Source organism: Akkermansia sp. AE01SA01, from assembly GCF_036417395.1.
Lineage (GTDB): Bacteria > Verrucomicrobiota > Verrucomicrobiia > Verrucomicrobiales > Akkermansiaceae > Akkermansia.
In genome coordinates this window covers 2,455,903-2,471,724 of the sequence record NZ_CP143890.1, presented here as the reverse complement: position 1 = coordinate 2,471,724, position 15,822 = coordinate 2,455,903, and the positions used below count along the sequence as shown (strand labels likewise).

The 15,822-nt window shown below is 57.8% G+C and carries 11 protein-coding genes; 4 read left to right on the top strand and 7 right to left on the bottom strand.

Features of this window, described 5'->3' with window-relative positions:
* Positions 1–26: 26 nt before the first annotated feature.
* The 3 genes from V3C19_RS09965 to V3C19_RS09955 all read right to left on the bottom strand — a co-directional run bounded on the left by V3C19_RS09965 (position 27) and on the right by V3C19_RS09955 (position 7,666).
* Positions 27–2,381, bottom strand: a complete 2,355-nt coding sequence (locus V3C19_RS09965) for an ABC transporter permease subunit (protein WP_295934649.1) — start codon at positions 2,379–2,381, stop codon at positions 27–29.
* 89 nt (positions 2,382–2,470) lie between these two features.
* Positions 2,471–3,433 (bottom strand): phosphate ABC transporter substrate-binding protein, encoded by a 963-nt coding sequence (locus V3C19_RS09960; RefSeq protein WP_295934651.1) that lies wholly within the window; start codon positions 3,431–3,433, stop codon positions 2,471–2,473.
* 282 nt (positions 3,434–3,715) lie between these two features.
* Positions 3,716–7,666 carry a hypothetical protein gene (locus tag V3C19_RS09955; RefSeq protein WP_330937083.1) on the bottom strand — a complete coding sequence of 1,317 codons (3,951 nt, stop codon included), beginning with the start codon at positions 7,664–7,666 and terminating at the stop codon, positions 3,716–3,718.
* Positions 7,667–7,997: 331 nt separating this feature from the next.
* On the opposite strand from V3C19_RS09955, the gene pstB reads away from it, so the two are divergent.
* The 3 genes from pstB to V3C19_RS09940 all read left to right on the top strand — a co-directional run bounded on the left by pstB (position 7,998) and on the right by V3C19_RS09940 (position 10,599).
* Complete coding sequence (pstB, locus tag V3C19_RS09950; RefSeq protein WP_130084504.1) at positions 7,998–8,780, top strand: phosphate ABC transporter ATP-binding protein PstB; 783 nt, start codon at positions 7,998–8,000, stop codon at positions 8,778–8,780.
* Positions 8,781–8,972: 192 nt separating this feature from the next.
* Positions 8,973–9,632 (top strand): PhoU domain-containing protein, encoded by a 660-nt coding sequence (locus tag V3C19_RS09945; protein ID WP_161981438.1) that lies wholly within the window; start codon positions 8,973–8,975, stop codon positions 9,630–9,632.
* A 67-nt stretch (positions 9,633–9,699) separates the two neighbouring features.
* The gene (locus V3C19_RS09940; protein ID WP_130084498.1) at positions 9,700–10,599 is read left to right on the top strand and encodes a hypothetical protein; all 900 of its coding nucleotides are present in this window, start codon (positions 9,700–9,702) and stop codon (positions 10,597–10,599) included.
* Positions 10,600–10,679: 80 nt separating this feature from the next.
* On the opposite strand, the gene V3C19_RS09935 is transcribed toward V3C19_RS09940, so the two are convergent.
* The 3 genes from V3C19_RS09935 to V3C19_RS09925 form a co-directional block, all read right to left on the bottom strand.
* On the bottom strand, positions 10,680–11,639 hold the full coding sequence (locus V3C19_RS09935; RefSeq protein WP_130084497.1) for an aldose epimerase family protein: 960 nt from the start codon (positions 11,637–11,639) through the stop codon (positions 10,680–10,682).
* A gap of 33 nt (positions 11,640–11,672) precedes the next feature.
* The gene (locus tag V3C19_RS09930; RefSeq protein ID WP_130084496.1) at positions 11,673–12,152 is read right to left on the bottom strand and encodes a glycine zipper 2TM domain-containing protein; all 480 of its coding nucleotides are present in this window, start codon (positions 12,150–12,152) and stop codon (positions 11,673–11,675) included.
* A 146-nt stretch (positions 12,153–12,298) separates the two neighbouring features.
* Positions 12,299–12,544 carry a hypothetical protein gene (locus tag V3C19_RS09925; RefSeq protein ID WP_130084495.1) on the bottom strand — a complete coding sequence of 82 codons (246 nt, stop codon included), beginning with the start codon at positions 12,542–12,544 and terminating at the stop codon, positions 12,299–12,301.
* Positions 12,545–12,784: 240 nt separating this feature from the next.
* Here V3C19_RS09925 and V3C19_RS09920 point away from each other — a divergent pair, with 240 nt between their 5' ends.
* The gene (locus tag V3C19_RS09920; RefSeq protein WP_295876003.1) at positions 12,785–15,304 is read left to right on the top strand and encodes a pitrilysin family protein; all 2,520 of its coding nucleotides are present in this window, start codon (positions 12,785–12,787) and stop codon (positions 15,302–15,304) included.
* Between the two features lie 171 nt (positions 15,305–15,475).
* Here the strand turns inward: V3C19_RS09920 and V3C19_RS09915 are convergent, their stop codons facing one another.
* Positions 15,476–15,796 carry a polymer-forming cytoskeletal protein gene (locus V3C19_RS09915; RefSeq protein WP_012420356.1) on the bottom strand — a complete coding sequence of 107 codons (321 nt, stop codon included), beginning with the start codon at positions 15,794–15,796 and terminating at the stop codon, positions 15,476–15,478.
* Positions 15,797–15,822: the final 26 nt, after the last annotated feature.

Genomic DNA, 15,822 nt, shown 5'->3' with positions numbered 1-15,822 from the left:
AAGGTTGGAAAGAGAAGGAGAGAGGGTCAGACGACGTTGAAGCGTTTGCGGAGGCGCTGGCGCACGATTTCCGCCAGCGTGTTCAGGATGAACGTCATGGAGAACAGGATGAGGCCGCCGAGGAAAAGGACGCGGTAGTGGGTGGAGTCCTGCGCCGCCTCCGGCAGCTCCGTGGCGATATTGGCGGAGAGGGTGCGCATGCCGTTGAAGATGTTCCAGTCCATGATGGGGGTGTTGCCCGTGGCCATCAGAACGATCATGGTTTCCCCCACGGCGCGCCCCAGCCCGATCATCAGGGCGGAGAAGATGCCTGCGGAGGCTATGGGGAGAACGACCGTCCGGACTACTTGCCAGCGGCTGGCGCCCAGCGCTTCGGACGCGGCGATGAGGGAGGGGGGAACGTTGCTCAGGGCGTCCTCGGAAATGGTGAAGATGACGGGAATGACCGCAAAGCCCATGATGAACCCGACGACGAGGGAGTTGCGCTGTTCATAGGGCATGCCGAATCCGTTGCGCCACAGGTCAGCAAAGCTGGCCGCCTGGAAGTCTCCCGCCCCCCACAGGCTCATGATGCCGCGGGTGAGGCTGATAAAGGGCTGTTCCAGCCAGTAACCCAGGTATTCCCAGCAGAACCAGGTGCAGAGAAGAATGACGGGCGTCATGACGATGTATTCCAGGCCGTTGTTGAATTTGTTCCTCCATGCCGCCGGACGTGTGGTCCAGAACCAGGCGAGAAGGGCGGCCAGGGACGGAATGAGGATGGCCATGCAGACCAGCGCCGGCACCTTGTCCTCCATTCTGGGAGCCAGGTAAAGCGCCCCGAAGAAGCCCAGCACCACGGATGGCAGGGAGGCCATGATTTCCATCACGGGCTTCACCACCCTTTTGACGGAGGGCGGCATGAAGTGGGCCGTGTAAACGGCTGCCATGACCGCCACGGGTACGGCGAAGAGGAGGGCGTACAGAGTGCCTTTCAGCGTGCCGAAGACCAGGGGCATCAGGGAGAGCTTGGATTCATAGTCGTCCGTGCCTCCTACGGATTGCCACAGCCATTTGGGGGAGTCATACCCTTCGTACCAGATTTTGCCGATCAGAGCTTTGGGACCGGCTTCCGGATGCCTGTCCCTGATGGAAAAGAAGTGGACGCGGCCTTGTCCGTCCGTGGCCAGCATGGAGTTGAATTCCGCGTTGGCCGCCAGTTGAACCGGGGAAAAATCCAGTCGGTCGCTTTCCCAGCGGATGTCCGCCGTGGTGCCGTAGCACAGGCGTACGGCGTGCGGCGAGGAGACGAGGAAGGAGCGGTTGATGCCGGAGGCGGCGTAATGCTGCACGGGACCGTTCAAGGGAGGAAACTTCTTGGTTTCTCCAAAGAGGCGCAGAGCAGTGCCGTTTGCCTGCGGGTGGGGGTACAGGCTGAAGATTTTCAGACTACCCCTGTTGCCGCCCAGTACCAGGGACATGTCCCCGAAGAGCCAGTTAACGGTGGTCATCCTTTCTCCGCCTCCCAGGGGGGACGGGATGGTCTGGCGCTTTTCCCAGGTTTCCGAGTCTTCGTTGTAGGCGAAGTAGAGGAGCTTGTCCGTATCCGTGGCGATGATGAGGCTGTCTCCCGAGTTGCCGGGGAGCATGGCGACGGGCCTGCCGTCCAGGCACTCCGTCAGGTCGTGGAATCCGGAGGGGACAAATTCCCCTCCATGGAGAAGGGACCGGGATTCTTCCAGTGTCATCAGCAGGAGGCGCGGCCCCTGGTCCGTTTCATTGATTGTGGAAAAAATTTTCCGTTCTCCCGCGTCTGCATAAGCCACGCCGGATATTCTGCCCGGAACCTCGCCGTTTTCCGTCATGGGATGGAGCGGGCTGATTTCCGTTCCTGCGTTTCCGGGGCCGTGGGCGTTCGTCCGGCCGTGGATATTAAGACCGGAGTGAACGGAAATGATGCCTACCTTGCCGGATTTCGTGGCGACAGGATAGGCTGACAGGAATGAATTGTAGGAGTGGGCGCAGACGGTTTCATTGTCCGGCAGGGCAACGGGCACGGGGTTCAGACTGCCGGAGTCCTTGTCCAGAAAGAAAACGTTCCTGCCGTTGTTGTAAACGAAGGGCTGCGTGCCGGAGGGGTCCAGTCCCCACGTTCCCGTGGCCTGGGGTGCGGGAGCGAGGCTCTGCCCTTCCTTTACGTCTGCGCCTTGAAAGAGGGGGATGGTAACGGCCAAAAGGAAAAAGAGGATGCCGAAAACGGCGACGATGACGGTAAAACCTCCGCCGATGATGGTCTTGGTCATGATGCGGTCAAACCACAGTGTGGTTTTCGCCACCTGAAAGCGTTCGGGAACGGGTTTGGGCTTTCTGGCAGGGGCCGGGGAAGGGGAAGATATGCTCATGACGGTAGGCGAACGGCGAGAGTGTGGAGCAGGGCCTGGACTGGCGGCCCGCAGCCCTGCTCCGGCAGGCGTTTGTTCAGGGGGATTGTTTATTCAAGGCTCTTGAGGATGTCCGCACTGACTTTGGCGGGGATGGGATAGTATCCGTCCTTGGTCACGATTTCCTGTCCGTCCTTGGAGACGATGAACTTGATAAATTCTCTGGTCAGCGTGTCCAGGGGCTCGCCGGGCTTCTTGTTGACGTAAATCAGCAGGTAGCGGGAGAGTGGATATTTGCCGTTGATGCAGTTGTCGTAAGACGGTTGAACCGCTGCCTGGCCGCTCTTTTCAGCGATGGAGAGGGTCTTGACGCCGGAGGTGACATATCCGATGCCGGAGTAGCCGATGCCCTGCACGTCAGAGCTGATGCCCTGCACCACAGCGGAGGAGCCGGGCTGTTCCTTCACGGAGTTTTTATAGTCTCCCTTCTTGAGGGCGATTTCCTTCACGAATCCGTTGGTGCCGGAGGCGCTGTTACGGCCGTAGATGGAAATAGCCTTGCCTTTCATGGAGGGAACGCCTGCACTGCCCCAGTCGGTAATGTTGGAACCGCCACGCTTGAAGGTGGAGGAGAAGATGGAGTCGATCTGCGTCAGGGAAAGAGACTGGATGGGATTGTTCTTGTTGACGAAGAAGGCTACGGCGTCCAGGGCTACCTTGATTTCCGTCGGCTTGTAGCCATACTTGGCTTCAAAAGCCGCGATTTCTTCCCGCTTCATGGCGCGGCTCATGGGGGCCAGTTGTGCGGTCCCCGCCGTCAGGGCGGGCGGAGCCGTGGAGGAACCTTTTCCTTCAACGCCGATCTTGACGCTGGGGTACTTCTTGCTGAATCCTTCCGCCCAAAGGGTCATCAGGTTGTTCAGTGTATCGGAGCCGACGGCGCTCAGGTTGCCGGAAACGCCGCTGGTGGGCACATACGGCTTGATGTTGCTGTCAACGGTTACTTGATCGGCTGCCATGCCCAGAGAGCTGAGTGCGGCTGCGATTGTCAGGATTTTGGCGACAAATTTCATGGCGTCTTTTCTGTTGTGTTGCGTCTCCCTCCGGGGCGGTGTTCGGTACCGCTGGCGGCGGGCGACGTGGATGTGATATCCTTTCCACCCCCCTGTGAGGAAGTGAATCCTGGTTAAGAAATCGTCACAATCTGCGGCGGTCCGCAGATAAAAAGCCGCCGCGTTCCGGGAAAAGGAAGGCGGCGGCTGTCAATGATTGCCGAATGCTGAAAGAAAAGGGCGGTAGGAAAAGGGGAGGGATTCCCGGACAGGAAGCCCTTCAACCCATTTTTTACTTCTTTATCACACCTCTTCAGGTGAGAGCCATCGGAAGGAAACAATGTTGAAGCGTCGGCCAAAAGCCTTGTTCACCGCACTCAAATCCGTCGTTTCCAGCGCCCCGGTCTTCATGTTCACCTTCGTTGCCGCCGTCTCGGGACTGTTCACAGGGTCCACGTAGTTGATCCCTCGCTGCACCACCGCCTCGCACCACGCACGGGAAAGCACCACTCCCTCCCGGCTCGTCACTTCTCCGTAGGCGCGGATTGTAAACGTGTCGTCGCGCGTCGTCAGGATGTTGCCCAGCACCGCAAGCACGTCCGACTGGATCAGGTAGCCGGGAGCCGCCGTGAAGACCGACCCCTTGGCCGCATCCGCGTTCGGATAACCCGCCTTGGGTGTGATGACCATGTCCGTGAGTTCGTCAAAGGTGCTGTTGATCGAGCTTTCGTCAATGGCCGCCTGAAGCGCCCCCTTCACCCCCATCTCTCCGCTCTGCAGGCGGCGGTTGATGAAGTCGGACATGTTCAGGAAGGGGCCCCTCTTCTTGACTTCCTTGACCATGTTGTCGGCCAGTGCGCGGATCTGCGTGTCGCTGAGCGTGCGCAGGTCCGACCAGGCCATGGCCTCCCCGTCGGGGATGCCGTTGGTGATGCCAATGGAGCCGTAGTCGTCCACGTGGGACTTGTTGCTGCTGGCCACCCCGAAGCGGGAGAAATTGGCCTGGTTGCCGCTCAGCACCGAGGGCCTGCCGTTGGAAGAGTAGAGGAGCTTGCGGTTCTTGAGGCCCATGAGCATGGCCTCCCAGGCTCTCCGGGAGGTGGAGTTGACGTTGAAGCCCCCGGCGATGGGAAGGTACTTGGCGGAGAGCTTGTAGCCCTCGTCGGTTTTGGCCAGTTCGTCGATGACCGCTTCGGCGGGCTTGCCCTGAAGGTCCGGGGAGAGGCGCCTGTTGGCAATGCCTGCGGCCTTGTTGGAGGAAGTGTCCGTGGAGAAGGCCTCCTTGAGGACGGCCTTGAGGTCCTCTTTGGCGGAGCCGCCGATGCTGCGGGGCCGCGCGGCCAGGGATGAGGTGAACCAGGAGTCCCAGAGGGCGTCGTTGATCATCAGTCCGTGGTCCCAGAAGTCTCCCAGGGAGGCGTCGCCCATGATTTCATTGTGGGAGAATACCTTGTCGGCAGGCAGCATGGGGTCGGCAAAGGAGTTTCCGATGCCCACGCCCGGAACGCCTGACTGGTAGGCGAAGCGCTTGGCGATGGCAGCCCTGGAATCGGTCTTGTACCATCCGGGGGTGAGCCTGAATCCTGCGAATCCGGCGAGGCTGGAGGGCTGCTGGAATGGGAGTTCGGCGGCCACAATCTTGTTGACCTGTTCGGCGCCGGGTCCGCCGAAGGGAGAGAGTCGGGTGCCGTCGTTGGAGAGGATGTTGGAGATGGTGATCTGGAAGAAGTCGCTGTTGGATTGCTTGACCTCGAACTGGTAGGGGCTGTATGAGCGTCCGAGTTCGGATGCGGTGGGCATCTGGCCGCCCCAGAAGAGGGGGCTGGAGTGCTGCCAAGTCTTGGCGCGGTAGTCCTTGCCTTCCGGGTAGGCGCCTACGACGGGAGTCTTGCCCCATTTGGCGGAGACTCCATAATAGGCGATGAAGTAGGGATACGGTCCTCCGGATTCCGGTTCTGCGAATTTGCCCCGCTTGGAATCGTTTTCATTGGAGTCTCCGCTGGTATTGTTGGTCCATCCGGTCGTCGGAATCCTTGTGGCCTGGATGATTTGTTCTTCAAATCCCCAGTTCAGGTTGAGCATGGCAGGGGAGATTTTAGCGAAAACTTCCGGATCGGTTGTGGAGGAGCCGGAGAGCGTCGTAGGCTTCCCTATCTGGCCGGGGTTCATGAGCCCGGCGCCCATGACAAACGTGCGCAGCTTTTTGGATGCCGAGGAAAACTCGTCCGTATACTTATGGCACAGAACATGGTCGGGAGGAGTGCCCCATGATTTGTTGCCATTGTTGCCCACCAGTTCATCATCCGTTTCCGCAAACCGGGCCCAGAACGTATATTTGGTAGGCGTGTCGAATTCGGTGTTTTCAAAATACTGGTACTGGAGTCCCGTATAAATGTTGACGCCGTAGGAAGCCATCTCGCTCAGGTCCTGCGGCCAGCCTTCCCGAAGGGCGAAGTTGTCCGTCCGGATGTCATTCCCGTTGATTTTGGATTTGTAAACGGCTCCTTGCTGGATTTTGTCGGTACGCGTGGTGGAGGGAAGGGCAAAGACGACGATTTCCCCGGCCTTGAGGATGGATACGTCCCCCTTGTTTACCTCTCCGGTGCTGTCGTTCAGGCGTGCCGACTTTCTGTAGGAAGCGCCGAAGTCGGCAATCTGGCGGTCATTTACGGCGCCATAGGAGCCCTGGGTGTAAGGAGTCAGCGGATGTTCCGTATATCTTCTCAAGTCGGAAAGAGGCTGGCTGCTTCCGTTGACATTGTCCGCAAACAGCATGGGCATGAAACGGTGTTCCCCGAAGTAGGAACCCCACGGGGAGCCGGACGCCCCTTCCATTTTCATGTCCACATTGTACGGGTTCCACCAGACAAAGACGGGGATGACGGAGACGGACGTGTTGATCCAGCCGCCGTTCTGGGCCTGGAAATCGTTCTTTGTCAGATAGGTCCCAATGAAATTGTAGTAACGCAGCAGGATGGGATGGCGCATGTAGGTGTAGCGGTTGTCCATCATTCCCATGTTGGCGGAAGCGTCCGCGGCTACCAGCGTGCTGGGCGTCTGTCCATTCCATTCCAGCGCGGCGGAGGCATCCTGGCCGTCCCTTTTGGTTGAAGAGTCCCACACATTGGCCCACAGGTGGAGCTGGTTCCAGGAGCCTATCGGCCGGTTCTGTTCCGTCGGAGTTCCGTCCTCCGTGGCGTAGGGACGCAGGCCGATGTCCGCCGTGTCTCCACGGAATTCCTCAGGCAGTTTTTCCTGGGACAGCATAATATTCAAGTCCTTCTTCAAACCGCCGAATTTGGAATCCGTCTGGAGGCTGGAAGAAACCAGGGTGATGTCATGGTAAAGCTCTCCCAGGTCTTTCAGACGGCCGTTTTTGCTGTTGGCAAGAAGCGTGTCACGGGAGATCAGCTTCCTGGTTTCCGACATGTCGTCACCGGATCCTGACGGCATCAAGGAAGCAATATTGAGGGTGTCCAGATCCGGGCCGGGGGTATCCCAGGTGGAGCGCAAAACGGTTAGCGTGTCGGTGCTTTCCTGGGAGGCATGGGGCATCAGGTTGATGCGCGCCTTCTGGTTTTCCGGCGTAATCCACCAGGCAATGTACTTGCGCGTGTTGGCATTCTTTTTCAGCCCCGTATTCCTGGAAAAATCATCCACGCGCACCAGCCGGGCGTAGATTTCCTTTTTGTCCTGGTTGCGGGCTCCTACCGGAGTCCCTGCGGTGCCGGGACCCAGCAGGCAGACGCTGCGGAAATTGCGGTTGGAACGGGTCCTTTGGCCCAGAAGGTTTTTTCCGGCTTCCAGGGTGCTGAGCCTGCGCAGGTCGGGGTCGGAAATCAGCCAGCGGCGGAACATGGCGCTTCTGCCGGTATCGTAAGTGGAAGCGATGCTCATGCCTGAGGAATTATTCCTGTTGAGCCAGGTGTCCCAGCTGTTCCAGGCGCCCAGGATGTAGGGGGAGCTTCCTTCGCTGGTGCCGGAAGAGAGAATGCCGGAGTTGGCGGAAACGCGCTGGTCGGGTCCCAGCTCGCACTGGAGCTGTCCCAGGGATACTTCCAGGGAGAATCTGGCCAGGGACTTGGCCTCAGCGGCTGCAAGCTGTTTCTCGGAGATGCGCACCTGGGAGGATGCGATGGTGAGGAGGCCTACGCTCAAGAGGGCCAGGAGCATCATCAGGGTGATGGTTGCAATGAGCGCGAAACCCTTGCTGACGTGCCTGGCAGAACGTTTTGTAAAAGTTTTTGTGTTCATGGATAGTAGACGGAAGATTGGAAAACACTCAGGAGAAATTTGCCATGTGCAGTTTCTGGCAGCTTCCCTGTTTCTATTAGTCTAGAGGCGCCATAGGGGGAAACAAGGAATAACCCTATCTCTGCTGAAAAGACCAAGTAATTTATTTTTAACATGTTGCGACGGTTTGTTCTGTTGATTGAAAACCAACGGATTTCTAATACGGTGAACGTCGCGGGAATAGGGCAAGAAGGCCAGGTTAAGAAATCGTCACCATTCCTGAATGGTCATTGTGGCGGAGATTTGCGATATCATGGGGGCAGCGGTGATGAGCCGCGCCATGGTCAGAGATATGAGCCTACCGCCTGCAATACCCGATCAAACCGCCGTGGAGGTGGATTCCCTGGATTTCTGCTACGGCAGCAAACAGTCGCTTTTTAACGTCAACATGTTGATTCCAAAGAACCGTGTCACGGCGTTTATCGGGCCGTCCGGCTGCGGAAAATCCACACTGTTGCGCTGCATTAACCGGATGAATGACCGCATTCCGGAGGCCCGCGTCACTAGGGGGGCCATCCGCATTGACGGAGTGGATGTAACTTCCCCAACGCTGGATCCCATCCGCCTGCGCCGGGAAGTGGGCATGGTTTTCCAGAAGTCCAATCCCTTTCCCATGAGCATTTACGAGAACGTTTCCTACGGCCTGAAGCTGGCGGGAGTGAAGAACAGGGCCGTTCTGGATGAAGCCGTGGAAGAGAGCCTGAACCATGCCGCCCTGTGGGACGAAGTGAAGGACAGGCTCCATACTCCCGCCAACGGACTTTCCGGCGGCCAGCAGCAGCGCCTCTGCATCGCCCGCTCCATCGCCGTCAAGCCGCGTATTTTGCTGATGGATGAGCCTTGTTCCGCCCTGGACCCCATCGCCACGGTGCGCGTGGAGGAGCTGATGCACCGCCTCAAGGAGAAATTCACCATCGTCGTGGTGACGCACAATATGCAGCAGGCCACTCGCGTTTCCGACCTGACCGGTTTTTTCATGCTGGGAAGACTGGTGGAGTTTGATTCCACGGAGAAGATTTTTTCCCGCCCGTCCATGAAGGAGACGGAAGATTATATTACGGGAAGATTCAGTTAACAAATAAAAGACGATTTATGATTCCATCAACATGTTCATGCAGGGCCGGTTGCCGCCGTTTGTCCGGAGTTTCCTGTTCCGCCCGGCGTTTTGCCGCTTCTACGAGGAAGACCGGCGGCCTGCGCAGGCTGCATATTTTTTACCATGCCGCCAGGGCGGCTTCTTCCGATCATCAAACCAACATTTCTGTCCATGAATCACGACGCCCACACCCTGCGGGAATTTGATGCCGCCCTCACTTCCCTGAACACGCATTTGCTGCAAATGGCTTACAAGGCGCAGAACGCCCTGGACCTGGCTGTTTCCGGGCTGCTCCAGCAGGACGAGGATTCCGCCAACCAGGCCATTGCCGATGACGAGGAACTGGACGAACTGGAAATGGCCATGGACCGGGAAGGCCTGCATCTCCTGGCGTTTTTCAGTCCTGTAGCGTCCGACTTGAGGTTGGTGCTGGCTTCCATCCGCCTGTCCGCCATTTATGAACGCATGGGGGACGAGTCCGTCACCATCGCCAAGAGGGCCAACAAGCTGAATAAAAGGCCCCGCCTCCAGGAAGCCGGATTGGTGGAACCCGTGTACCGGGAGCTGGCCGAACAGTTCAGGGCCGTCAACAAGGCCGTTTCTTCATGGGATGCCCCGGTCCTGGCTTCCCTGGCGCCGGGACTGGCGTCCCTGGCGGAGAAAACCGGGACCTTGACGGAAACATTCGCCCGTCTGCCGGAACATTACCGGGACAATCTTTCATCCGTGGCGGATTTGATATTCATTGGCCGTTCGCTGGAACGCATCGCGGAAGGATTGCAGAAAGTGGCTGCGGAAGCTCTTTACGGAGTCGGGCCTCAGCAGCCCTGAACGGAGGGGCCGCCGGCGTTCGGACAAATGCTTGCCTGTTTCGTGATTTTTGTATAAGACATGGAACATGAAAGGACAACGGAAGGATGTCTTTTGCAACTTGGCCGGATGGCCCTGGGGGCTCCTGCTGGTGATGGCCGCTTGCGCCCTGCCTGATTTATTGAAAGTTATCCGCGTTTACCGGGGATTGGAGGAGATATTGTGGCCGAATCTATTATGGGCGGCATCCGTACTGTTGATAGGCGCTCTTTGTTTTTTCTCCATGCGGCGGTTTCAGGCAAGAGTGGGCGAGAGCGGGATAACCGTGACCCGCTTTTTACGGCCTCCCCTGTTTATGGATTGGCGTTGCGTCAGACACGCCTCCTGCGGCAGGATAGGTGCGAACGAATGGCTGGTGTTGAAATCGAATGATAAGATGGTGAAGATCGGAAGGATGGAACTGGGGAAAGGCAGGTATGATTTATTGTGCGGAATGGTGAAGGAAAAGTTGCGGCAATTTCATCAGGGAGCCCTGCGTGAAGATGGGGAATTTCTGCCTCTGGATAGTCGGAAATTGATGCGGAGGAATATCTTGTATATGATTCCCGTTGCTCTTTGCTGCGGTTGGATCGGAGGAAGCCGCCCCTCCGGCGCTGATATGCCTGGACGCGAGGATATGGGGTTAATCCTGTATTGCGGCATCCGGCATGAACGGAATGTGGAAAAAGCCCGCAATTATCTGGACGGAAACACCATTGAATTTCTGGAACGGGCTTTAAAACATCCGGACCTGGTCAAACCGTATGACCGCATTCATGACGGGGATTTCTTTTCTTGCCCGGAACGGTATGGCCGGGACGCCTATCTGATAGGCAGCCTGAAAGCGGGAGGCCTGCTGAAAGACGTTCCAGGAACGGCTGAAGACTGGCTGAACAAGGGAGTGTTTTACCGTCCGGCCCATGCCATTCTGCGGCGGCTGGAACGGTAGCCGTCCTGGCCTCATCCATGTGCGGCAGGCGCATTATGCAACGATTGTGTGACGGCAGGCCGGATGAGGAATCCGCCTTTTTATCTGATTGTCCAGGAAATGTTGCGCGTGACGGATTGACCGGGGCGCAGAAGAACGCTGGGGAAGTGGGGAACGTTGACGGCATTCGGGAAGCCCTGGGCTTCCAGAGCAATCCCCTGGCGCGCCTTGGGAAGGTATTCCCCCGTGTAAACCTGGAGTCCCGGGGCGTCCGTCGCCACGATCAGGCGGTGACCTGAAGAAGGATCAAGGAGGATGGCCGCAATCTTGTCGCCTGGTTCGGAATCCAGCACGTAATTATGGTCCAGTCCGGCGGCCGTGTCCGGATGGGCGGCGGAGTTGCGTTCCCCAAGCAGAGCCGCCCTGCGCAGGTCAAAGTCCGTGCCTTCCACGGGCAGGATGCGGCCGTCCGGGATGTTGGTGTCATCCGCGGGGGTGTAGGCGGAGGCCCGGACTTCCAGCGTCATGGAGTTGATGTCGGGTTTTCCGGAAAGGTTCCAGTAGGCGTGGTTGGTGAGGTTGACGATGGTGGCTGCGTCCGAGTACGCCTCCATGCGCAGGTGGAGTGTTTCCTCCATGAGCGTGTAGGTGGCTACTACTTCAAGATTGCCGGGGTAGTTTTCCTCCCCATCCGGTGAATGGAGTGTCAGCACCAGCGTGCTGCGTGCGGCTTCCTGAACCTGCCATATTTTGCTGTCAAACCCCTGGAGGCCGCCGTGCAGGTGGTTGGGGCCGTTGTTGACGGCTACGGAATGGGCGTCACCGTCAATGGAAAACCTGCCTTTTGCGATGCGGTTTGCGACCCGGCCGCAAATCGCACCGCAATAACAGGTGTCTTTCAGCATGTCTTCAAAGCTTTTGGGACCTACGATCATATCCATGCCGTCCTTGACGACGGAGATGATGCGCCCCCCATAATTGCTGATCCGCACTGTCATCCTGTCGGAGGACAGTTCAAAGATTTCAACAGGAGCGCCGCCGGGTAAGGTGCCAAAGATCATGCCGGAAATATTGCTGGATAACTGGATAGTCTCTTAGTAGGCCAGAACGCGGGAGCCGGCGTTGCCGATGATGACGCGAACCTGCTGTCCGACATAGATCGGGTTGTTTTTGCCGACAGGCTGGACGACGGTATAGTTCCGGGTGCCGTTTCTCGTCTGGTTCAGGCGCACGGTGATGCGCTGTCCGGTCGTGTTGTTCACGGCCTTGTCAATCTGGTTGCCGGCAATGGCGCCGATGATGGCACCGCCTGCCGCCGTAGCGTACTTGGCGTTGCCGCCGCCGAACATGGCTCCGGTGAGACCGCCTGCCACCGCGCCCACGCCGGTGCCGGCATTGGCGTTATTGGCCTGGATCTTGACGGTTTCCACGCTGGTGACCGTACCGTAATAGGTTTCCTGGACACCGCCGATTTCATTCATGTTGTAGGTGTTCGGGGAGCCGAAATTGGTGCAGGAGGTAACGGACAGCGCAATGGCTGCGCAGCCGATGGTGAGGATGGAGGTGGCTTTCATGATATTCTTATAAAATGGGTTGAAGGTTGAAATCAAGTATTTTAATGGTCACCGGGAAGAGTCTGTTCACTCCGTCCGGCGGAGAAAACCCCTGCCGGAAATATTCCGGCAAGGGTTCATGTTCATGAGGATGGTTCCCGTTGGGCTCAAGCCTTGGGCGCTTCTTCCTTTTTGGAGCAATCGCAGGGCTTTTCGCCTTTGCTGCAGGGCTTGTCACATTTCTGGCCGCACTTGCCGTCCTTGTCGCACGTGGCGTCCTTGGTGCATTTTTTGTCTTTGCCGCAGCACTTCTGGGCGGCGGGAGCGGAGGAATCCGCCGGGGCGGCTTCCTGGGCGTAGCCGTTGAAGCTGAATGCGAAGGCAAAGGCTGCTACAGCGAGGATTTTCTTCATATGATTTATTGTCTGTGTTGTTGGTTTAATCAATGAAACGGCGCGTTTCACACCGTTCTACGTCTTCATAGAGTTGCAGACTTTAAGATTTGTTCAAAAAAAATATGGTTGGAACATGTTTTTTACGGGGTGTTTCTGTATTCATTTGTTCTGTGGGCGGGATGAAGAAGTCTGACAGTGCGGGAGTGCGGACGGAGCGGCGGCTTGCACAGCCACTTTTCTTGGGGCAGAGTGAAAAATATGAGTTCAGTTAAGGAACCTGTGATGCACCGTTTTGGGAACGGTTTGACGGTTTTGATCAAGGAGGACAAGTCCCATCCCGTGGTATCCCTTCAATATTGGGTGGGCACGGGCTCCATGAACGAGGGGCATTTGCAGGGCAGCGGGATTTCCCATTTGCTGGAGCATCTGGTGTTCAAGGGGACGGAGAATTACTCCGGGCAGGATCTGGCCCGCAAGGTGCAGGAACGGGGAGGCCATTGGAATGCCTATACGAGCGTTAACCGCACCGTTTTCTATATAGACGGTCCGGCGGAGTCCTGGCAGGTTTTCCTGAATCTGCTGACGGAGCTGGTATTTTCCCCCACTTTCCCGGAAGGGGAGCTGGAACGGGAGAAGGAAGTGGTGCGCCGGGAAATGGCCATGTACGCGGATGAACCGGATTCCGTGGCCTACCAGCTTTTAATGCAGACGCTGTATCTGAAACATCCCCGCCGCTGGCCCGTGCTCGGTGAACCGGAGGTGTTCGACACCCTGACCAGGGAGGACGTGCTGGAGTATCACGCCTCACGCTATGTTCCGAACAACGTGGTGCTTTCAATCGCCGGGGATGTGGATGCCAGGGAGGTTTTGTCCCACCTGGAACTGCTGGTGGAGGATTTGAAAGCGCGGCCTCTGAACCGGGAGCCGTTGCCGCACGAGCCCCACCAGTTCGGTTCCCGGACGGTGCGGAAGGAGTTTGCGGTACCTTATTCCAAATTAAGCCTGGCGTGGCGTCTGCCCTGTTCCGCGCATCCGGATACGCCGGCGCTGTCTGCCCTGGCCAGCATTTTGGGCGGCGGCCGTTCCGCGCGGTTTTATGAGAAATTCCATGACCGGCTGGGGATGGTATACAGCATTGAAGTGCATTCCAACCAGTCCGAGTCCGATGAAGGAGCGTTCACCATTACCATGGACGTGGACCGTGCCCAGCGGGACAAGGTGCGGGACCTCATTCTCCAGGAACTCCGGAATCTGGAACGGGAAGATTTCACGGAAGACCTCAAGAGAGTCTGCAAGCAGACGAGAGTGAGCCGTTTGCGCCGCAAAAGCTCGGCTTCCGGCATGGCCTCGGAAATGGGGGCGGACTGGTTCGGCGCGCGCAACTTGAACTTGTCCTCCGAATGGCAGGAGGCCATTGAACGCGTGACTTCGGAAGACCTGCACCGGGTGTGCGCCGGATGGCTGTCCTCCCCGAATGTGACGGAAGTCAGCCTGGACCCGCTGGGCAGCAATGCGGAGGAGGTTCCTGCCGGCAGTGAGGAAACGGATGCCGTTCTGAGCGAGCTTGTGCTTCCCAACGGTTTGAAAGTGGTTGTCCGGGAAGACCACCGGCTGCCGCTGGCCTATGCCTGCCTGGTGTTCAAGGCCGGATGCCCTGCGGAGAATGAGCGGAACGCGGGCGTGACGGATTTGATGTCGGAATGCCTTCTTAAGGGTACTACCACCCGCTCCGCGGCGGACATTGCCCGGTTTTTGGAAGACATCGGCGGCGCGATCAACACCTCTACGGGCAACAATTCCCTGAGCGTGGGCTGCCAGACGCTGGCGGAAGACCTGGATGCCGCCCTGGAGCTGATGGCGGATGTCGTGATGAATCCTTCCTTCCCGGAAGACGCCTTCCTCAAGGAAAAGGAAACCTTTGTGGCGGATGCGGAGGAAGATATGGAAGACCCTCTTTCCGTGGCGTTCAGGCAGGAACGGCACGTGGCCTACGGCAATGTTTCCTACGGCAATTCCCCGGCGGGAACGGCGCAAAGCCTCTCCTCCCTGACGGTGGAGGATATCAGGAAACAGTACGAGCGCATTATCTGCGCCTCCAATGCCGTGTTATGCATTTCCGGAGATGTGATGAAGGATAAAGTGCTTCCCCTGCTGGAAAAACATATGGGAGCCATGAGAAAAGGCAGTCCGCCCGTGCTTGCCCCTACGCCCGCCCTGAAGTCGGGAAGGGAAGTCACCGTGCTGGACAAGCAGCAGGCCGTTCTGGTGGTGGGCGTGCCGGGGGTGGACGTGGTCTCCCCGGACATGGCGATGGCCCTGATATTCCAGGCGTGGTGCGGGGACATGGCTGGTCCTGTGTTCACGAACATCCGGGAAGAAGCGGGTCTGGCCTATTATGCCAGTTCCTCCCTGTTCATCGGCATGGATGCCGGGGGCATCTGCTTTTACCTGGGGACCTCTCCGGAACATCTGGAGGAAGCCGAAAGGCGCTTGGAGGAAACGCTGTCCATGATCTACGAACAAGGAATGACGGAAGAGGAGCTGGAGCGTACGAAGGCTTCCGCGCTGTCCTCCCGTCTACTGGCCATGCAGTCCAATGGCACGCTGTGCCAGATGCTGGCTCTGGATATTCTGTTTGGACTGCCGCTGGACGCTTTTGAAAAGCAGACCCGGGCCATCAGGAACATGACCGTGGAGCAGGTGAATGGCTTTATCAGAAAGATTCTGGACCCGTCACAGCCCCGTTCCTGGTCCATCGTGCGTCCGGAGAATCCGTAAATGAGCGGCATTTGCCGTGGTTCTGCGGCATTGGCTTCCGGAGACGGAAGCCTTTCTTTTGTTACGGCTGGAGGTTTTCCGGGAACATGGAGGAAAGGAATATCCGTTCCGGTCATGAAAAAAGCCGTCCCTCCTTCCGGAGGAACGGCTTGAAAATGGGTTTCCCGTGCTTTAACCAATTTCCGTGCGGCCCAGCAGATGGGCGCCTTCTTCCATGGCCAGGCTGCGGGTCTTCATGTCTCCGACGACGCGGGCCTGCTGCTTGAGTTCACAGCGGTCGGAAGTGACCTTGCCTTCCACGTTGCCGTAAATGCGCACGTCTCCGGCGGTGATGTCGCCCTTGATCTGGGCCGTTTCACCAATGGTGACTTTTCCCTTGTCGGAAATGATTTCGCCTTCGATTTTTCCGTCGATGTGCATATCATTCTGGAAACGGATGGTTCCCTTGATTTCAATGCCGGAGGCGAGGAAGTTCGTTACATTGTCTGTCATTGTCGTGAAGTGGTTGGGTGGTGAAG